16 protein-coding genes are annotated in these 18,530 nt (G+C 47.4%); 7 read left to right on the forward strand and 9 right to left on the reverse strand.

The features are described 5' to 3' along the window. Window positions 1-17 precede the first annotated feature (17 nt). The 3 genes from aceE (at window position 18) to lpdA (ending at window position 6,286) form a co-directional block, all read left to right on the forward strand. Window positions 18-2,681: a pyruvate dehydrogenase (acetyl-transferring), homodimeric type gene (aceE, locus tag FCU94_RS02045; protein ID WP_176286894.1), complete on the forward strand. Its 2,664-nt coding sequence runs from the start codon at window positions 18-20 to the stop codon at window positions 2,679-2,681. Window positions 2,682-2,700: 19 nt separating this feature from the next. Continuing rightward, the gene (gene aceF / locus FCU94_RS02050; protein ID WP_176286895.1) at window positions 2,701-4,593 is read left to right on the forward strand and encodes a pyruvate dehydrogenase complex dihydrolipoyllysine-residue acetyltransferase; all 1,893 of its coding nucleotides are present in this window, start codon (window positions 2,701-2,703) and stop codon (window positions 4,591-4,593) included. 265 nt (window positions 4,594-4,858) lie between these two features. Then, complete coding sequence (gene lpdA / locus FCU94_RS02055) at window positions 4,859-6,286, forward strand: dihydrolipoyl dehydrogenase (RefSeq protein ID WP_176286896.1); 1,428 nt, start codon at window positions 4,859-4,861, stop codon at window positions 6,284-6,286. Between the two features lie 112 nt (window positions 6,287-6,398). Here the strand turns inward: lpdA and FCU94_RS02060 are convergent, their stop codons facing one another. Beyond that, window positions 6,399-7,025, reverse strand: coding sequence for a LuxR/HapR/OpaR family quorum-sensing transcriptional regulator (locus FCU94_RS02060; RefSeq protein WP_176286897.1), 627 nt, complete (start codon window positions 7,023-7,025; stop codon window positions 6,399-6,401). 313 nt (window positions 7,026-7,338) lie between these two features. Between FCU94_RS02060 and hpt the strand changes: the two genes are divergently transcribed. Continuing rightward, complete coding sequence (gene hpt / locus FCU94_RS02065) at window positions 7,339-7,869, forward strand: hypoxanthine phosphoribosyltransferase (protein ID WP_176286898.1); 531 nt, start codon at window positions 7,339-7,341, stop codon at window positions 7,867-7,869. A 57-nt stretch (window positions 7,870-7,926) separates the two neighbouring features. On the opposite strand, the gene can is transcribed toward hpt, so the two are convergent. Beyond that, window positions 7,927-8,595 carry a carbonate dehydratase gene (can, locus tag FCU94_RS02070; protein WP_176286899.1) on the reverse strand — a complete coding sequence of 223 codons (669 nt, stop codon included), beginning with the start codon at window positions 8,593-8,595 and terminating at the stop codon, window positions 7,927-7,929. 408 nt (window positions 8,596-9,003) lie between these two features. Between can and FCU94_RS02075 the strand changes: the two genes are divergently transcribed. From FCU94_RS02075 to FCU94_RS02085, 3 genes are all read left to right on the forward strand, one after another. After that, window positions 9,004-10,659: a SulP family inorganic anion transporter gene (locus FCU94_RS02075; RefSeq protein WP_176286995.1), complete on the forward strand. Its 1,656-nt coding sequence runs from the start codon at window positions 9,004-9,006 to the stop codon at window positions 10,657-10,659. 182 nt (window positions 10,660-10,841) lie between these two features. Further along, on the forward strand, window positions 10,842-11,759 hold the full coding sequence (locus FCU94_RS02080) for an ABC transporter ATP-binding protein (protein WP_176286900.1): 918 nt from the start codon (window positions 10,842-10,844) through the stop codon (window positions 11,757-11,759). Between the two features lies 1 nt (window position 11,760). Then, complete coding sequence (locus tag FCU94_RS02085) at window positions 11,761-12,531, forward strand: ABC transporter permease (RefSeq protein ID WP_176286901.1); 771 nt, start codon at window positions 11,761-11,763, stop codon at window positions 12,529-12,531. Window positions 12,532-12,598: 67 nt separating this feature from the next. Here FCU94_RS02085 and panC read toward each other — a convergent pair whose 3' ends face one another. From panC to sfsA, 7 genes are all read right to left on the reverse strand, one after another. Beyond that, the gene (gene panC / locus FCU94_RS02090) at window positions 12,599-13,501 is read right to left on the reverse strand and encodes a pantoate--beta-alanine ligase (RefSeq protein ID WP_176286902.1); all 903 of its coding nucleotides are present in this window, start codon (window positions 13,499-13,501) and stop codon (window positions 12,599-12,601) included. Window positions 13,502-13,512: 11 nt separating this feature from the next. After that, window positions 13,513-14,307 carry a 3-methyl-2-oxobutanoate hydroxymethyltransferase gene (gene panB / locus FCU94_RS02095; RefSeq protein ID WP_176286903.1) on the reverse strand — a complete coding sequence of 265 codons (795 nt, stop codon included), beginning with the start codon at window positions 14,305-14,307 and terminating at the stop codon, window positions 13,513-13,515. Between the two features lie 22 nt (window positions 14,308-14,329). Further along, window positions 14,330-14,815: a 2-amino-4-hydroxy-6-hydroxymethyldihydropteridine diphosphokinase gene (folK, locus tag FCU94_RS02100; protein WP_176286904.1), complete on the reverse strand. Its 486-nt coding sequence runs from the start codon at window positions 14,813-14,815 to the stop codon at window positions 14,330-14,332. Continuing rightward, entirely contained in the window at window positions 14,812-16,179 is a 1,368-nt protein-coding gene (pcnB, locus tag FCU94_RS02105) for a polynucleotide adenylyltransferase PcnB (RefSeq protein ID WP_176286905.1), read from the reverse strand. Before pcnB ends, folK begins: the two co-directional genes overlap by 4 nt. A gap of 81 nt (window positions 16,180-16,260) precedes the next feature. Then, window positions 16,261-17,151 carry a tRNA glutamyl-Q(34) synthetase GluQRS gene (gene gluQRS / locus FCU94_RS02110; protein WP_176286906.1) on the reverse strand — a complete coding sequence of 297 codons (891 nt, stop codon included), beginning with the start codon at window positions 17,149-17,151 and terminating at the stop codon, window positions 16,261-16,263. Between the two features lie 71 nt (window positions 17,152-17,222). Beyond that, window positions 17,223-17,669 (reverse strand): RNA polymerase-binding protein DksA, encoded by a 447-nt coding sequence (gene dksA, locus FCU94_RS02115; protein WP_176286907.1) that lies wholly within the window; start codon window positions 17,667-17,669, stop codon window positions 17,223-17,225. Window positions 17,670-17,807: 138 nt separating this feature from the next. Continuing rightward, window positions 17,808-18,515, reverse strand: a complete 708-nt coding sequence (gene sfsA, locus FCU94_RS02120) for a DNA/RNA nuclease SfsA (protein ID WP_176286908.1) — start codon at window positions 18,513-18,515, stop codon at window positions 17,808-17,810. Between the last annotated feature and the right edge of the window lie 15 nt (window positions 18,516-18,530).

An 18,530-nucleotide genomic window follows, 5' to 3' on the forward strand; every position in this document is an offset into this window, starting at 1 on the left:
TAGAAGGATAGATCGCCATGTCTGATTTGAAGCATGACGTAGATGCACTGGAAACTCAAGAATGGCTACAAGCACTTGAGTCAGTTGTACGTGAAGAAGGTGTAGAACGTGCTCAGTACCTATTAGAGCAAGTTCTAGACAAAGCACGTCTAGACGGTGTTGATATGCCAACAGGTATCACAACTAACTACATCAACACGATTCCTGCAGATCAAGAACCAGCTTACCCAGGTGACACAACACTTGAGCGTCGTATTCGTTCTATCATCCGCTGGAACGCAATCATGATCGTTCTACGTGCATCTAAGAAAGACCTAGAACTAGGCGGCCACATGGCGTCTTTCCAGTCTTCTGCTGCATTCTACGAAACATGTTTCAACCATTTCTTCCGTGCGCCAAACGAGAAGGACGGTGGCGATCTGGTTTACTACCAAGGTCATATTTCACCAGGTATCTACTCACGTGCATTTGTTGAAGGTCGTTTAACTGAAGATCAGCTAGACAACTTCCGTCAAGAAGTCGATGGTAAAGGTATCCCATCATACCCGCACCCTAAACTAATGCCTGAATTCTGGCAGTTCCCAACCGTATCTATGGGTCTGGGTCCGATCTCTGCGATCTACCAAGCTCGTTTCCTTAAGTACCTTGAAGGCCGCGGCATGAAAGATACTTCTGAGCAGCGTGTTTACGCGTTCCTAGGTGACGGTGAGATGGATGAGCCAGAATCACGTGGTGCTATCTCTTTTGCTGCACGTGAGAAGCTAGACAACCTATGTTTCCTAATCAACTGTAACCTTCAGCGTCTAGACGGCCCTGTAATGGGTAACGGTAAGATCATTCAAGAGCTTGAAGGTCTATTCAAAGGTGCTGGCTGGAACGTAGTGAAAGTCATCTGGGGTAACAACTGGGATTCTCTACTAGCGAAAGACACCACTGGTAAGCTTCTACAGCTTATGAACGAAACCATCGATGGCGATTACCAAACGTTCAAAGCGAAAGATGGCGCATACGTACGTGAGCACTTCTTCGGTAAGTACCCAGAAACTGCGGCACTCGTTGCTGACATGACTGACGACGAAATCTTCGCACTTAAGCGTGGTGGTCACGAGTCTTCTAAGCTTTACGCGGCATACAAAAACGCGGCAGAAACGAAAGGCCGTCCAACAGTAATCCTAGCTAAGACTGTTAAAGGTTACGGCATGGGTGAAGCGGCTGAAGGTAAGAACATCGCGCACCAAGTTAAGAAGATGGATATGACTCACGTACTACACCTACGTGATCGTCTAGGCCTACAAGACATCCTAACTGACGAAGCGGTTAAAGAACTTCCGTATCTGAAACTTGAAGAAGGTTCAAAAGAGTACGAATACCTACACGCTCGTCGTAAAGCGCTACACGGCTACACGCCTCAGCGTCTACCAAACTTTACTCAAGAACTCATCGTTCCTGAGCTAGAAGAATTCAAGCCACTACTAGAAGAACAGAAGCGTGATATCTCTTCTACTATGGCATTCGTACGTGCACTTAACGTTCTACTTAAGAACAAGAACATTGGTAAGAACATCGTTCCTATCATTGCGGATGAAGCGCGTACATTCGGTATGGAAGGTCTGTTCCGTCAAATCGGTATTTACAACCCGCACGGCCAGAACTACACACCACAAGACCGCGACATCGTTTCTTACTACAAAGAAGCAACGTCAGGTCAGGTTCTACAAGAAGGTATCAACGAGCTAGGTGCTATGTCTTCATGGGTTGCTGCTGCGACTTCATACTCGACAAACGACCTACCAATGATCCCGTTCTACATCTACTACTCAATGTTCGGCTTCCAACGTGTTGGCGACATGGCGTGGATGGCTGGCGACCAACAAGCACGTGGTTTCCTACTAGGCGCAACTGCTGGTCGTACGACGCTGAACGGTGAAGGTCTACAGCACGAAGACGGTCACTCGCACATCATGGCGGGTACGGTTCCTAACTGTATCTCTTACGACCCAACATTCGCGTACGAAGTAGCAGTAATCATGCAAGACGGTATCCGTCGCATGTACGGTCCTGATCAAGAGAACGTGTTCTACTACCTAACGCTAATGAACGAAAACTACGCAATGCCAGCAATGCCAGAAGGCGCTGAAGAAGGCATCCGTAAAGGTATCTACAAGCTAGAAACTTACACGGGCGATAAAGCGAAAGTTCAGTTAATGAGCTCGGGTACTATCATGAATGAAGTACGTAAAGCCGCTCAAATCCTAAGCGAAGAGTACGGTGTTGCTTCTGATGTTTACTCTGTAACGTCATTCAACGAACTGACTCGCGACGGTCAAGATGCAGAGCGTTTCAACATGCTTCACCCAGAAGCGGAAGCGAAAGTACCTTACATCCAAACAGTAATGGGTACTGAGCCAGCTATCGCAGCCACTGACTACATGAAGAACTACGCAGAGCAGGTTCGTGCATTCATTCCTGCTGAGTCTTTCAAAGTTCTTGGTACTGATGGCTTCGGTCGTTCAGACAGCCGTGAAAACCTACGTCGTCACTTCGAAGTGAACGCAGGTTACGTAGTAGTAGCAGCGCTAACTGAACTAGCGAAACGTGGCGAAGTTGAGAAATCTGTAATTGCGGAAGCAATTAAGAAATTCGACATCGACACTGAGAAAACTAACCCGCTATACGCTTAATTAAGAAGGTAGATAAGAAATGGCAATCGAAATTAATGTACCAGACATCGGTGCGGATGAGGTTGAAGTTACTGAGATTCTTGTAAGCGTTGGCGACAAGGTTGAAGAAGAACAGTCTCTGATCACTGTTGAAGGCGATAAAGCTTCTATGGAAGTTCCTGCATCGACAGCGGGTATCGTTAAAGAAATCAAAGTTGCAGAAGGCGACAAGGTTTCTACTGGTTCTCTAATCATGATTTTCGAAGCCGAGGGTGCAGCTGACGCTGCACCTGCTCCTGCGGCAGAAGCGGCTCCAGCAGCGGCTCCAGCTCCAGCAGCAGCGGCAGAACTGAAAGAAGTTCACGTACCAGACATCGGTGGTGACGAAGTTGAAGTTACTGAAATCATGGTAGCAATCGGCGACAGCATCGAAGAAGAGCAATCTCTGATCACTGTAGAAGGCGACAAAGCTTCTATGGAAGTTCCTGCACCATTCGCAGGTACGCTTAAAGAGATCAAAGTAGCAGCAGGCGATAAAGTATCGACTGGCTCTCTAATCATGGTATTCGAAACTGCAGGTTCAGGTGCTCCAGCAACTCCTGCGGCAGTTGAAGCTCCAGCAGCGTCTGCGGCGAAAGAAGTTAACGTTCCAGATATCGGCGGCGATGAAGTAGAAGTAACTGAAATCATGGTTGCTGTTGGCGACACAGTGGAAGAAGAGCAATCTCTGATCACTGTTGAAGGCGACAAAGCTTCTATGGAAGTTCCTGCACCATTCGCTGGTACAGTGAAAGAAATCAAGATTGCAGCTGGCGACAAAGTGTCTACTGGCTCACTAATCATGGTATTCGAAGTCGCAGGGACTCCTGTAGCGGGCGCAGCGCCTGCTCCGGCAGCAGCTCCAGCTCAAGCTGCAGCACCTGCAGCGGCAGCTCCTAAAGCAGAAACTCCAGCGGCAGCAGCTCCAGCAGCGACTGGCGATTTTAAAGAGAACGATGAGTACGCTCACGCGTCTCCAGTTGTGCGTCGTCTAGCTCGTGAGTTTGGCGTTAACCTTTCTAAAGTGAAAGGCAGCGGACGTAAGAACCGTATTCTAAAAGAAGACGTACAGTCTTACGTTAAAGAAGCGCTTAAGCGCCTTGAGTCTGGTGCAGGTGCTGCAGCATCTGGCAAAGGTGATGGCGCTGCACTTGGTCTACTACCATGGCCAAAAGTGGACTTCAGCAAGTTCGGTGAGACTGAAACTCAGCCTCTATCTCGCATCAAGAAGATCTCGGGTGCAAACCTACACCGTAACTGGGTGATGATCCCTCATGTTACTCAGTGGGATAACGCAGATATCACTGAGCTAGAAGCATTCCGTAAAGAGCAGAATGCGATTGAAGCGAAGAAAGACTCAGGCATGAAGATCACGCCACTAGTGTTCATCATGAAAGCGGCGGCGAAAGCCCTTGAAGCGTTCCCAGCGTTCAACTCTTCTCTATCAGAAGATGGTGAGAGCCTAATTCTGAAGAAGTATGTGAACATCGGTATCGCAGTAGATACGCCAAATGGCCTAGTTGTTCCTGTCTTTAAAGACGTAAACAAGAAAGGCATCTACGAACTCTCTGAAGAGCTAATGGCTGTGTCTAAGAAAGCACGTGCTGGTAAGCTGACTGCAGCAGATATGCAGGGTGGCTGTTTCACGATCTCAAGCCTTGGTGGTATCGGTGGTACGGCGTTTACACCAATCGTAAACGCACCAGAAGTTGGTATCCTGGGTGTGTCTAAGTCTGAAATGAAACCAGTATGGAACGGTAAAGAGTTCGAACCGCGTCTACAGCTTCCACTGTCTCTATCATACGACCACCGTGTGATCGATGGTGCTGAAGGTGCGCGCTTTATTACGTTCCTAAACGGTGCACTATCAGATATCCGTCGTCTCGTTCTTTAACTCGAATAGACGATTAAGAGGCGGCAATTGGCCGCCTCTGTTACTAATAACTATCTGACAATTTGATCGTAGACTTTAGATTCAATAAGGTCTTCGCCATCGAATTGTTGTCTAGCTCACAGGCTAAATTGATTTACTTTTCACACCATTAACATCTCTGTAAACTGTTGGCGGTCTGAAATAACTGTTTAAAACGAATAACTCTTAAACATAAAAAATCGATACCCACTCAGCCTGTTAGGGATAATGACTACAAGAGGTCACAATGAGCAAAGAAATTAAAGCCCAAGTTGTTGTACTTGGTTCTGGTCCTGCTGGTTACTCCGCTGCATTCCGTTGTGCAGATTTAGGTCTTGAAACTGTACTTATTGAGCGCTACAGCACCCTAGGTGGTGTATGTCTGAACGTGGGTTGTATCCCATCAAAAGCGCTTCTACACGTTTCAAAAGTAATTGAAGAAGCGAAAGCGATGGCTGAACACGGTGTTGTGTTCGGTGAGCCTCAGACAGATATCAACAAGATTCGTATCTGGAAAGAGAAAGTAGTTAACCAACTGACTGGCGGTCTTGGCGGTATGGCTAAGATGCGTAAAGTGAACGTGGTTAACGGTTACGGTAAATTTACTGGCCCTAACTCTATTCTTGTCGAAGGTGAAGGCGAGTCAACGACGGTTAACTTCGATAACGCTATCATTGCAGCAGGCTCTCGTCCTATTAAACTGCCGTTTATCCCGCATGAAGACCCACGTATTTGGGACTCAACCGATGCGCTTGAGCTAAAAGAAGTACCGGGCAAACTGCTTATCATGGGTGGTGGTATTATCGGTCTAGAAATGGGTACGGTATACCAATCTCTGGGTTCTCAAGTAGACGTGGTTGAGATGTTTGACCAAGTTATCCCAGCAGCCGATAAAGACATCGTTAAAGTTTACACTAAGCGTGTGAAGAACAAGTTCAACCTGATGCTAGAAACGAAAGTGACAGCAGTTGAAGCGAAAGAAGACGGTATCTATGTCTCAATGGAAGGCAAAAAAGCGCCAGCAGAAGCTGAGCGCTACGATGCGGTTCTTGTTGCTATCGGTCGTGTACCAAACGGTTTGCTAATCGACGGCGAGAAAGCGGGTCTAGAAATCGACGAACGTGGCTTTATCAGCGTTGACAAGCAGATGCGTACTAACGTGCCTCATATCTTTGCTATCGGCGATATCGTTGGCCAACCAATGCTGGCTCACAAAGGAGTGCACGAAGGTCACGTAGCAGCAGAAGTGATTGCGGGTAAGAAGCACTACTTCGATCCTAAAGTTATTCCTTCAATTGCTTACACTGAGCCAGAAGTGGCTTGGGTTGGTAAGACTGAGAAAGAAGCGAAAGCGGAAGGCATTAACTACGAAACCGCGACCTTCCCTTGGGCGGCTTCGGGTCGTGCTATCGCATCAGACTGCTCTGACGGTATGACTAAGCTGATCTTCGACAAAGACACTCACCGCGTAATTGGTGGTGCTATTGTTGGTACCAACGGTGGTGAACTGCTCGGTGAAATCGGTCTTGCGATCGAAATGGGTTGTGATGCAGAAGATATCGCACTAACTATCCACGCTCACCCGACTCTGCATGAGTCAGTGGGGCTAGCGGCGGAAGTGTTTGAAGGTACAATCACTGACCTGCCAAACCCTAAAGCGAAAAAGAAGAAGTAATTCTTAACTAGAAATTGTAAAAAGCCGCTGAATGATCAGCGGCTTTTTTTATATCACTCGCCAAACAAAAAAGCCCACTGTCTCCAGAGGGCTCAGATCTTAGCTCAAACTGTTATTGGCTATTATTTGCTGCGTGCTTATAGATGCACAGCATATCAAGATGGTTAGCGGTCAGTCGCTGCATCATCAGCTCATCTTGAGTTCGAGTCGCTTGGATGAACAATGAGTAGAAGATACCGTGGAACAAGGTCGCAAGTTCAGCAGGATCATGTTGATCGCACACTTCACCACGTTCCATTGCCTTGGCGAACATATTTTGCACTAACAACTGATTTGTACGGTTGGTTGAAACAAACAGCGGCCACACTTCGTCACGAGTTGATGCACTCCATTCGAACCACACTTTAAGCCAATGACAGTCGTTGAGAACCAGTTCTACCATCGCTGATGTGAGATTTTTCAGGTTATCTTTCGCGTGAAGGTCGAGGTCGATAGTGTCAGAGAGAAAGTTTGAAAACTGACGTACGACATAGTTAAGTACTTCATCAACCAAATCTTCACGAGTGGGGAAGTAGTTAAACACCGTTGCCACAGAAACTTGTGCAATTTCTGCGATATCAGCGTGTCCACCACGTCCGATGCCACGACGAGCGAACACCTCTAAAGAGATGTCCATCAGCTGTTGCTTACGTTTTTGCGGAGATAGACGCGTGCGCGGTCTTTTCGCTATAGAGTCCATAGTTAATTTCCTTGCCAATTGAGTTGTTTGTATTTATTGGGCTTTGCCCTAATTAGTATTTTATAAATTGCTTGACGCTCTATGAGTGTAATGGTGCATATCAAGAAGGTCAACGCTTTACGGCTATTTTATAATCAGAATTGTTAATATGGTATGAAACTAAGCGATCTTTTGCGCCCTTCAATTCGGATTATTTTTAGGCAAACGTTTTTCTCAACGCTGTGGGATGGTAGACTGTGCGCCTCAAATATCAGACAGGTGTTGAGTAGTTACCTAAAAGCTCAATACGGCCAACGCAGAAAATGAGATCAGTATGAAACATACAGTAGAAGTCATGATTTCTGAGCAAGAAGTTCAGGATCGAGTACGTGAATTAGGCAAACAAATCACTCAACACTATCAAGGCAGTGAAGACCTAGTCTTAGTGGGCTTGTTACGTGGCTCATTCGTTTTTATGGCCGATTTAGCACGTAATATCGAGCTGACTCATCAGGTGGACTTTATGACCGCATCTAGCTACGGCAATACGATGGAAAGTTCGCGTGATGTACGTATCTTGAAAGACTTGGACGATGACATTAAAGGCAAAGACGTTCTGATTGTCGAAGATATTATCGATACAGGTAACACACTCAACAAGATCAAAGAGATCCTCTCATTACGTGAGCCTAAATCGATCGCGATTTGTACCTTGCTGGATAAACCAACCCGTCGCGAAGTCCAGGTACCAGTAGAGTGGATTGGTTTTGAAATTCCAGACGAGTTCGTGGTCGGTGTGGGTATCGACTATGCGCAAAAATATCGTCACTTACCTTTTATCGGTAAAGTCGTCCCGCAAGAGTAATTCGCGCTACAAAGAAGCCACAACGCCCGCAAAAGCGGGCGTTTTTTATATCACGAGTTAGCGACAAAGCAACTTGTGTTGACGATTGAGAATCGTCTCCATTGCTTTATGGTAGGAAGTCTCGACCGAGGCTCTAGAGTTGGATCGCACACCTAAGTACTGTAACTTGCCATCTGCGATTCCATAAACGACGCCGTGGATCTCGACGTCTTGGCCACGCTCCCAAGCGTTTTGCATTATGGTGGAATTACCCAGATTATAAACTTGCTCCGCCACATTGATTTCGCCCAACTTGTCGGCGCGATCTTGGGCCGTCATTTGGTCGAGGTAATCTCTATGCTTGAAGTAAATATCACGAATGTGCAGCAGCCAATTATTGATTAAACCTAGTTGCGGATTATCAATAGCGGCATTCACACCACCACAGCCGTAATGGCCACAGACGATCACATGTTTTACCTTAAGCACATCGACGGCGTATTGAACTACCGATAAGCAGTTCAAATCGGTATGAATCACTTGGTTAGCCACGTTGCGATGTACAAACAGTTCGCCCGAATAGAGTCCAGTCAGTCGCTCAGCGGGAACACGGCTATCTGAACAGCCAATCCATAAAAATTCAGGGCTTTGTCCCTCTTCTAACTTGGTAAAATATTCAGGACGATCCGCAGTAATGGATTGAGACCACTTAGAGTTATTCTCAAACAGCTGTTTTATTTCCGGCATCTTAGTAGTAACCCTTAAAAAATCCTTGCACCACTATACACAATGTTACAATTTCCTTCCTGCTAAAAGTGGTCAAACAGGTACTCATCTGACGTGTTTGAGGATGAAAAATCATAAACTTAGCTGCTATCCTAACTATTGGTTATATCGGGCATAGATGAAATGGGTTTAACCCTTATCGCCAACGAGTAACATTTGATAAGCTAGGTAATTTAGCGATATTTAGCAGCAATTTGATTACATTTTTGTCATTTTGCCTACAAACTTTAGGGTTATTTTCCTCCATCATGGCAGAGAGAACAACCCATAATCCAAGATGTTGGTTTTGTCTCTATGCGTATCGGTGGTGGGTGTACAGTTTTCACTGATGATTACGTGTTGGGACAAAACATGAAATGGAGTACAGTCGTGTTTGCGAGTCGTTTTGCAGATGTCAATCTGAAAGGAGATGCGTTTGGTGGTGTCACCACAGCGATTATTTCGTTACCCCTTGCGTTAGCTTTTGGTGTCGCTTCGGGGGCGGGCGCTGAAGCCGGTCTATGGGGCGCGATTATGGTCGGCTTGTTTGCCGCGCTATTTGGTGGCTCGAATACTTTGATATCAGAGCCCACCGGTCCGATGACGGTGATCATGACCGCAGTGTTGACGGGGATGATGGCTAAGTATCCCGAAACAGGCATGGCCATGACCTTTACCGTGGTGATGATGGCCGGCGCCTTCCAGATTTTACTCGGGACACTCAAGCTGGGTAAGTATGTCACCTTAATGCCGTATAGCGTAGTTTCAGGCTTTATGTCGGGGATTGGTGTTATTCTAATTATCCTTCAGATTTCCCCCTTATTAGGCCAAGCCGCGCCTCCCGGTGGTGTGACCGGAACCTTGTCGGCCATACCTGACATCATCAGTAATATGAAGTTTAGTGAGCTGTTTCTGGGTTTGCTGACTCTGGGAATCCTGTTCTTCTTCCCCAAGACATACCGCAAATATGTTCCTGCCCAATTAGTTGCGTTGGTTACGGTAACGTTATTGTCGATGATGCTGTTCGAGACTGACGCGATTCGTCGAATTGGTGAGATCCCTGCTGGTTTACCTTCATTCGTGATCCCACACTTTGAAAGTGCGGTTTTTACTGAAATGGTAATAGATTCCTTGGTATTGGGCACGTTAGGCTGTATCGATACCTTACTTACCGCTGTGATTGGTGATTCGCTAACGCGTAAAGAGCACGACTCAGATAAAGAACTGCGTGGTCAAGGGTTAGCCAACATGATTTCAGGTCTATTTGGCGCGCTACCCGGAGCCGGGGCAACCATGGGCACTGTGACCAACATTCAAGTCGGTGCACGCTCACCACTCTCCGGCGTCATTCGCGCATTGATGCTTGCTTTGGTGGTATTGGTCGCGGGAGGGCTGACTGAGCCAATTCCGATGGCAGTCTTGGCGGGTATCGCCGTGTATGTCGGCTTTAACATTCTTGACTGGAGCTTTATCCAGCGCGCCCATCGTGTCAGCTTTTCTGGTATGGCAATCATGTACGGCGTAATGTTACTGACCGTGTTTGTTGACTTGATTGCCGCAGTGGGACTTGGGGTGTTCATCTCTAACATCATCATCATTGAGCGCCTGAGCCGCGAGCAAGCCCGCCAAGTTAAGGCGATCAGTGATGCTGATGACAACGATGTCCCCCTGACAGACAGCGAACGTGGTTTGCTCGATAAAGCTAATGGCAAAGTCCTATTTTTCTATCTTTCTGGGCCGATGATCTTCAGTGTATCGAAAGCGATTTCACGCCAACACACCACGATCTCCGACTACGAGGTGATGATCCTTGATCTAACTGATGTACCAATGATCGATGTGACCGTCGGCCTTGCTCTCGAGAACGCGATTAAAGATGCCCTAGACGCCCAGTGTCAGGTTTACCTGTTGTGTCCCAATGAGAAAACGCGTCAGCAATTAGAGAAGTTCCACGTGCTTGACCTTATCGCAGAACACAATTGCTTTAAGTTCCGCTACGAAGCTCTGAATGCGGCAGTCAAACACGTTAATGGTGATGAGCAGTAGACTTATGTGATTTAACCTCAGATAAGGTACAAAAGCGCTTTGGTTGGTCAGATCAAGGCGCTTTTTTTGTTTGCTCAATAACGGCATTTATTATTTCCAAAATATTCGAAAGGTTTAATTGTAATCATCGTTTCTCAACGATAAACTGAACAGCGTTTTAGTGGGATCAATGGCAAGAATCTATGTATGCGTTAGAAATTGAACAGCTGAGAAAAACCTATGCAGGTGGCTTTGAAGCGTTGAAGGGGATCAGCCTCAATGTGGAGAAAGGGGACTTTTATGCTCTACTTGGCCCTAATGGTGCCGGTAAGTCGACCACGATCGGTGTGATTTCATCACTGGTCAACAAGACCTCGGGGAAAGTGAAAGTATTTGGCTATGACATCGATAGCGACCTTGAACTCGCCAAGCAAAATTTAGGGTTGGTCCCGCAAGAGTTTAACTTCAATCAGTTTGAGACTGTGGAGCAAATCGTTTTACAGCAAGCGGGCTATTATGGCGTGCCGAAAGCCGTTGCGAAAGAGCGAGCGAAAAAGTACTTAACTAAGCTCGATCTGTGGCAAAAGCGTGATGAACGTTCGCGCAATCTGTCGGGTGGTATGAAGCGTCGTTTGATGATTGCTCGTGCACTCATGCATGAACCACAATTGCTGATCCTGGATGAGCCGACGGCTGGGGTCGATATCGAGTTGCGCCGCTCAATGTGGGCGTTTCTCAAAGAGATTAACTCTGAGTTAGGCATCACGATTATTCTCACCACCCATTATCTTGAAGAAGCGGAAATGTTGTGTCGCAATATCGGCATTATCAATAAAGGTGAGCTGATCGAAAACACCACGATGAAGAGCCTACTGAGTAAGCTGCAAGTCGAAACCTTTATTCTCGATTTAGAAGAAGGGGCGCCAGAGCCCAAGCTTGATGGTGTAATCAAACAGCAATTGGTTGCGGGATCGCTTGAAATCGAGATTGAGAAAACCCAAGGGCTGAACGATATTTTTGCCCAGTTGTCTGCGCAAGGCATCAAGGTGCTATCGATGCGCAATAAAGCCAACCGCCTTGAAGAGTTGTTTGTCAGTATTGTTCGTGAAGGGGATAAATAATATGTATCGTCTCTATTGGGTTGCGTTTCGCAGCCTGCTAGGTAAAGAGATCAATCGCTTTACCCGAATTTGGGTGCAAACTTTGGTGCCGCCAGCGATCACCATGACGCTTTACTTCATCATCTTTGGCAACCTGATTGGATCGCGCATCGGTCAGATGAACGGTTTTAGCTACATGGAGTATATTGTGCCGGGGTTGATTATGATGTCGGTGATCACCAACTCCTATTCGAATGTCGCGTCCTCGTTTTTCAGTGCCAAGCTACAAAAGAACATTGAAGAGCTACTGGTTGCGCCCGTGCCTAACTACGTGATTATTGCGGGCTATGTGATGGGGGGAGTGACGCGTGGCTTATTGGTCGGCGCGATTGTAACTTGTGTTTCATTGCTGTTTGTCGATCTACAGGTTGAACACTGGGGAATCATTGTCGCCACTGTCTTTATGACGTCGGTTGTCTTTGCCCTAGGCGGTTTGATCAATGCGGTTTACGCCAAAACCTTTGACGATATCTCGATTATTCCGACTTTCGTGTTAACCCCACTGACTTATTTGGGTGGCGTATTCTACTCGATCAGTCTGCTGCCAGAGTTTTGGCAAGGAGTGTCGAAAATCAACCCGATTGTCTATATGGTCAATGCATTCCGCTATGGTTTCTTGGGCGTATCGGATGTGGGGATTGTGACTTCGTTTGGCGTGCTGAGCATATTTGTTATCGCGCTTTATGCCGTTGCCCATTACTTGGTGACGAAAGGGATTGGTCTAAGAAGCTAATCGTTTTACTCTTGCTATCAATAAAAAGGCTTGGTGTATTGCACCAAGCCTTTTTTGTGTGTCGACCTTATTCCGCGCTTTCTGACGGCGTGGAATGAGGTTCGTCATCTTTGTTTTCGACCACTAAATCGACCACCTGGTTGTCAATCAGACGCGCCTTGCCCAAAAACGCAGACATCAAGATGACCGCTTGAGTGGTTTCGGCGGTGATCGCGTGTAGTGTGCGAGCATCGCGGATAAAGATTTCATCAGGATGCAACCCCGCTGCACGCAGTTGGTCGCTGGCATCCTCAATAATCGAAGCATAGTCATCACGACCGCCGCGTATCGTGCTGCTGATCCAGCGCATGGTGCGTGCTAGAACCGGCGCACGTTGGCGTTCGTCGAGTGTCAGCAGACCATTACGTGAGCTCATCGCGAGTCCATCCATTTCACGTACTGTAGCCACTCCTATGATTTCGATGTCCATCGCCAAGTCTTCCACCATCTTGCGAATGACGGCCAATTGTTGGAAGTCCTTTTCTCCAAAACAGGCGATATCAGGCTGCACTATGTTGAACAGTTTTGTCACCACGGTGGCGACACCGCGGAAATGACCAGGCCTTGAAGCGCCTTCCAACATGCTTGATAACCCAGGGACGTCCACCGAGGTTTGGTTTTCCACACCTTGTGGATAAATGATCTCTGGAGTTGGCGTAAAGACTAGCTCTACCGCCTCACTGCTCAGTTTACTGAGGTCGTCTTCAAGCGTGCGAGGGTAGTTGTTGAGATCATCGGTGCGGTCAAACTGCATCGGGTTTACAAAAATGCTCACCACCACGATGTCTGCGTGTTCACGGGCTTTGCGTACTAAGGTGAGGTGACCTTCGTGCAAATTACCCATAGTGGGCACAAAAGCGATACTGCGTCCTTCGCGTTTATACTGTTTGATTTGCTCGCGCAGTGCGGCAATTTCAGCAAAAGTTTGCATGGCAGTGATCCTTAAGCGATGGTATGAGCGTCATCAGGGAATGCACCACTTTCAACGTCTTGCTTGTACTTAGCGACGGCTTGACGCATATCACCCGTTTCGGCCAAGAAGTTTTTCGAAAACCTTGGCATGTAGTTGGCAGCAATGCCAAACATATCGTGCATCACTAAGATTTGTCCGTCAGTGACATTACCCGCGCCGATACCGATAACAGGCACATCACACACCTCAGTAATACGTGCCGCGAGTTCTTTAGGGACACATTCGAGCAAGATGATTTGCGCGCCCGCTTCTTGCAGTGCGAGAGCATCACGTACCATACGATCGGCTTTATCTTGTTCGCGCCCTTGAACTTTAAAGCCGCCAAAGATATTCACTGATTGTGGAGTGAGTCCTAGGTGAGCACAAACAGGAACTGCACGTTCTGTTAACATCTTCACTGTGTCGACTAACCAATCGCCACCTTCAATTTTCACCATGTTCGCCCCTGCGCGCATCAGCGTTGCGGCATTTTCACACGCTTGCTCGGGTGTGGCGTAACTCATGAATGGCATATCGGCCATCAATAAGCAGTTTGGGCTACCCGCGCGAACACAACGGGTGTGATAGGCGATATCGTCAACGGTCACGGGTAGTGTGTCACGAGTACCTTGCAACACCATACCCAGCGAGTCGCCGACAAGCAGAACTGGCATTTCTTGGCTTTCAAATAACTGAGCGAAACTCGCGTCATAAGCGGTTGAAGTCGCAAATTTACGACCTTCTTGCTTCCAAGTCATTAGGTCATTGATGGTAATTTTTTTCATGATTTATCCTTACAGGAGTTGGCTATGATTGCCAAATACGCAGACCGTTTTGTTCGACGACTTTGAGTAAGTCTTCTAGTCTGGTCCCACATGGGAGGGTTAAATTTGGTGCGATCTCAGCAAGCGGGTAGAGCACAAATTCGCGCTCTTTCATTCCATAATGGGGAACGGTCAGTCGCTCGGAATCCATCACCTCATTGCCATAAAGAAGGATATCGAGATCTAGGGTTCTTGGGCCCCAACGCTCTTCCTTACGGACGCGCCCTTGCTCTAGCTCAATGGCTTGAGTGCAATCGAGTAGTTCAAGTGGCGTTAATTCTGTCTCGAGTTCAACCACGGCGTTAATATAATCGGGTTGATCTTGTGGCCCCATCGGTGTGCTGCTGTAGAGCGATGAGGCGCCAACAAACTCGGATTTGGGCAAGGCTTTTAGCGCATCGATAGCCGCGTTTGCTTGTGCGACGGGCGAGCTTAGATTGCTGCCCACAGCAATAAATACACGCATCATGATGAGGCCTTAGGCTTCTTCTTACGGCTGCTTTTGCGGCGGCGCTGCCTAGGTTGACCTTCACTACTTGCGTCGAGATCTGCCACCATCGCTTGGCGCATATTGCGTCCGGCATTTTGGAACGTTTGCCACCATTTCGCCAGCAGTTGGGTGTCGCCCTGCTCAATCTCACCACGCATTTCAAGGAAGTCAAAACCCGCGCGGAACTTGTTCAGCTCCATTAAGCGGAAAGCGCGTTTGCCGCTGCGACGTGGTAGGCGCAACTGCAGTTGCCAAATCTCACGAATGGTTGCGGTATGGCGACGAGGAATCGCTATGGTGCGCACCTGCTCATCCAGTACGTAGTTGCTCGCTTCCATAATCGCATCGTAATAAGAGAGCTTGCGCTTTTCCATCAGTTGTTTTGCGCGCTCTTGCAGCGGGTACCACAACATAGCAGCAAACATGAAGGCAGGATTTATACGCTTGCCTTCTTCGATGCGCTGGTCTGTGGAGTCGAGTACCAAGTCCAGCATCTGCTCAGTGGGTGAAGAGTAGTCTTCAGTAAAGTGTTCCGCGATGGTTGGGAATAACTGCTGGAATAAGTTGTATTCGCGCATTAAATGATAGGTTTCTAAACCATAGCCTGATTGAAGCATCTTCAATGACTCTTCATACAGGCGGGCCGCGGGAATATCTTGCAATAGGGTTGCGAGTTCTTCGATCGGCGCGGCGGTATCTTCTTCAATATCGAAATCAAGTTTCACCGCAAAACGAATCGCCCGTAACATGCGTACAGGATCTTCGCGGTAACGCGTTTCAGGATCGCCGATGAAACGAATCAGCTTATCTTCTAAGTCTTCAATGCCGCGAGCGTAGTCGTGGATGGAGTAGTCGCCGATATTGTAATACATTGCGTTAACGGTGAAGTCACGGCGTTCGGCGTCTTCATCAATAGTGCCATAGACATTATCACGCAGTAGCATGCCTTCTTTCGACTGCTGAGCCACGTTCTTGCTTGGCTCTTGGTGATGGCCTCGGAAGGTGGCCACTTCGATGATATCGCGGCCAAACATAATATGCGCGAGGCGGAAACGGCGACCAATCAGACGACAGTTTTTAAATAACTGACGGATCTGTTCTGGTGTGGCGTTGGTGGCAATATCGAAATCTTTCGGTTGTTGGCCGAGCAGTAGGTCACGCACCCCACCGCCGACAAGATAGGCATCAAAGCCTGCACCATGAAGACGGTATAGCACCTTCAATGCATTATCACTGATCTGTTTGCGCGAGATGTTGTGCTCTTGGCGAGTAATAATATTCAAAGCGAGTTCGGGAAACATTTTTGGCTCGCTTGCTGTATCGTCGATTCTATTCATGTGCATCTGGCAACAGTTGGTTGAGCCAACCTTGCTCTAGTTAAAATGTTTAGGCCCATTCGGGGCGAATTTGCGGCTAATGATAGCTTACGGCGAGCGGTTTGAGAATATTGGTGTGATTTCAGTAGCATCCGGCAACTGAGAAAGGTGCCAATGTTCGACTCCCCATTGAACCAGTTCTGGTACCGATAACTGGCTAATTTCTTTATCAATATCAAACCCTAAGAATTGCATCGCGTCGAGTAGGGCTGGTTTAGGGTTATGATTCTCCACCGCCGGTGCATGATTCTGTTTGGATAACTTTTGACCAGTGCCATCCAGAGCTAATGGTAGATGCAAGTAGCTAACTGGGTTAGATTTCAGCATCTTATACAAACTGATTTGCCTGCCTGTCGGCTCGATTAGGTCTGCGCCGCGCACTACCTCTGTGACGCCTTGGTCGATATCATCCAATACTACCGCGAGATTATAAGCAAACAAGCCGTCACGACGTTTGATAATAAAATCTTCATCCGCTAATCCTTGAGGGATGGTCAGTGTACCATGTCGCTGGTCTTGAAACTGATAGACAGGTTCGGTCATTTTCAGCCTGATTGCACACGGATTGGCATCGGTCAACCCGAGGTCACGGCAGGTGCCGCGGTAAAATCCGCCGAGCGCCTTGATCTGTTTTCGTGTGCATTGGCAGTAGTAGGCTTGCTTTGAACGTAACCAATTATCGATTTGGTCTTGATACAGAGCATGGCGCTGGCTTTGGTATACCACTTCGCCATCCCAAAACAGATGGTACGCTTCTAACGTTTTTAAGATCAAGGTGCTGGCGCCGGCCATTTCTCGTGGCGGATCGAGGTCTTCGATACGTACTAACCATTTGCCCTGATGCGACTTGGCTTGGAAATAGCTGCCGAGTGCGGCAACGAGCGAACCGAAATGCAGCGGACCAGAGGGAGAAGGGGCGAAGCGACCAATATAGCTCATAGTATTTTACGTTGCGTGATAAACCAAAAAGGGAGCCAAAGCTCCCTTCAATCGTTATGGCAAAGGTGTAATTACCCTTGCATCTGCTTTTCTTTGATTTCAGCGAGTGTCTTACAGTCGATACAAAGGTCGGCAGTAGGACGAGCTTCTAGGCGACGAATGCCAATCTCAACACCGCAAGATTCACAGAAACCAAAATCGTCTTCTTCGATTTTATTTAGCGTTTTTTCAATCTTCTTGATTAGACGACGCTCACGATCACGGTTGCGTAGTTCTAAGCTAAATTCTTCCTCTTGAGAAGCACGGTCAACGGGATCGGGAAAGTTTGCTGCTTCGTCCTGCATGTGGTGCACAGTGCGGTCAACTTCTTCCCTGAGCTGGTTGCGCCAAGCCGATAGAATTTTTGTAAAATGAGCCAGTTGCTCAGGTGACATGTACTCTTCACCCGCTTTCTCTTGATATGGCTCAACCCCTGCAATGGCTAGGATGCCTAGCGCTTTTTTCTTTGATTCTGGCATGCAGCATCTCCTACTAACACCTAGTCAACTGCGCTCGCAGTTATTTTAAGGCGGGTATCTATAGCAAAAAGAATCATTGGAGGCAAATACTAGACAGTAAACTTATTGTCAATGTGAAGGTCACATCATTTTTAGTCGCTAATGACTAAATTTGAGTGACTTGACGAGTTTTATCTCATTGCTTGAAAGTTGCGCCTTGTAGCACAGGACTTCCACCCCTTGTTCTTGTGCGTCTTTAAGTAATTGTGAATATTTTGCGTCTATATGGAGTGCCGGAGAGACTTTTTCAATCCCTGAATGTAAAACAGTGAATAAAAGTACCGCTCTGCTTCCAGATTGCGCCATTTCAGTCAACTCCCTTAGATGCTTTTGTCCGCGTGTCGTGACGGCATCAGGGAAGTAGCCTTGTCCTTGTTCACCTAACAGGGTGACGCTCTTTACCTCTATATAACATGTTGGCTTATTTTGTGATTTGAGCAAGATATCAATCCGACTATTTTCACTGCCATATTTTACTTCTGTGAGTCGCTGCTCATAGCCTTGCAACTCGGTAATCACGCCGTTTTCTATCGCTTCCAATGCGACCGTATTGGCGCGCGCGGTGTTGACGCAGATACGATGCCCCTGTTGGGTTTCAGTTAGCTCCCAGCTGTTGGGGTATTTACGTTTTGGGTTATCCGAGGTTGAGAACCAAACGGTATCGTCTGGCGTAGCACATCCGGTCATGGCCCCAGTGTTCGCGCAATGAATGGTACGTTGCTCGCCATCGATTAGGATTATGTCGGCCAAAAATCGTTTATAGCGTTGAATGAGTGTGGCGGACTCTAAAGGCGGTTGGAACTTCATTTGGGACTCATTACT

It is taken from the genome of Vibrio sp. JPW-9-11-11 (genome assembly GCF_013369335.1).
Lineage (GTDB): Bacteria > Pseudomonadota > Gammaproteobacteria > Enterobacterales > Vibrionaceae > Vibrio.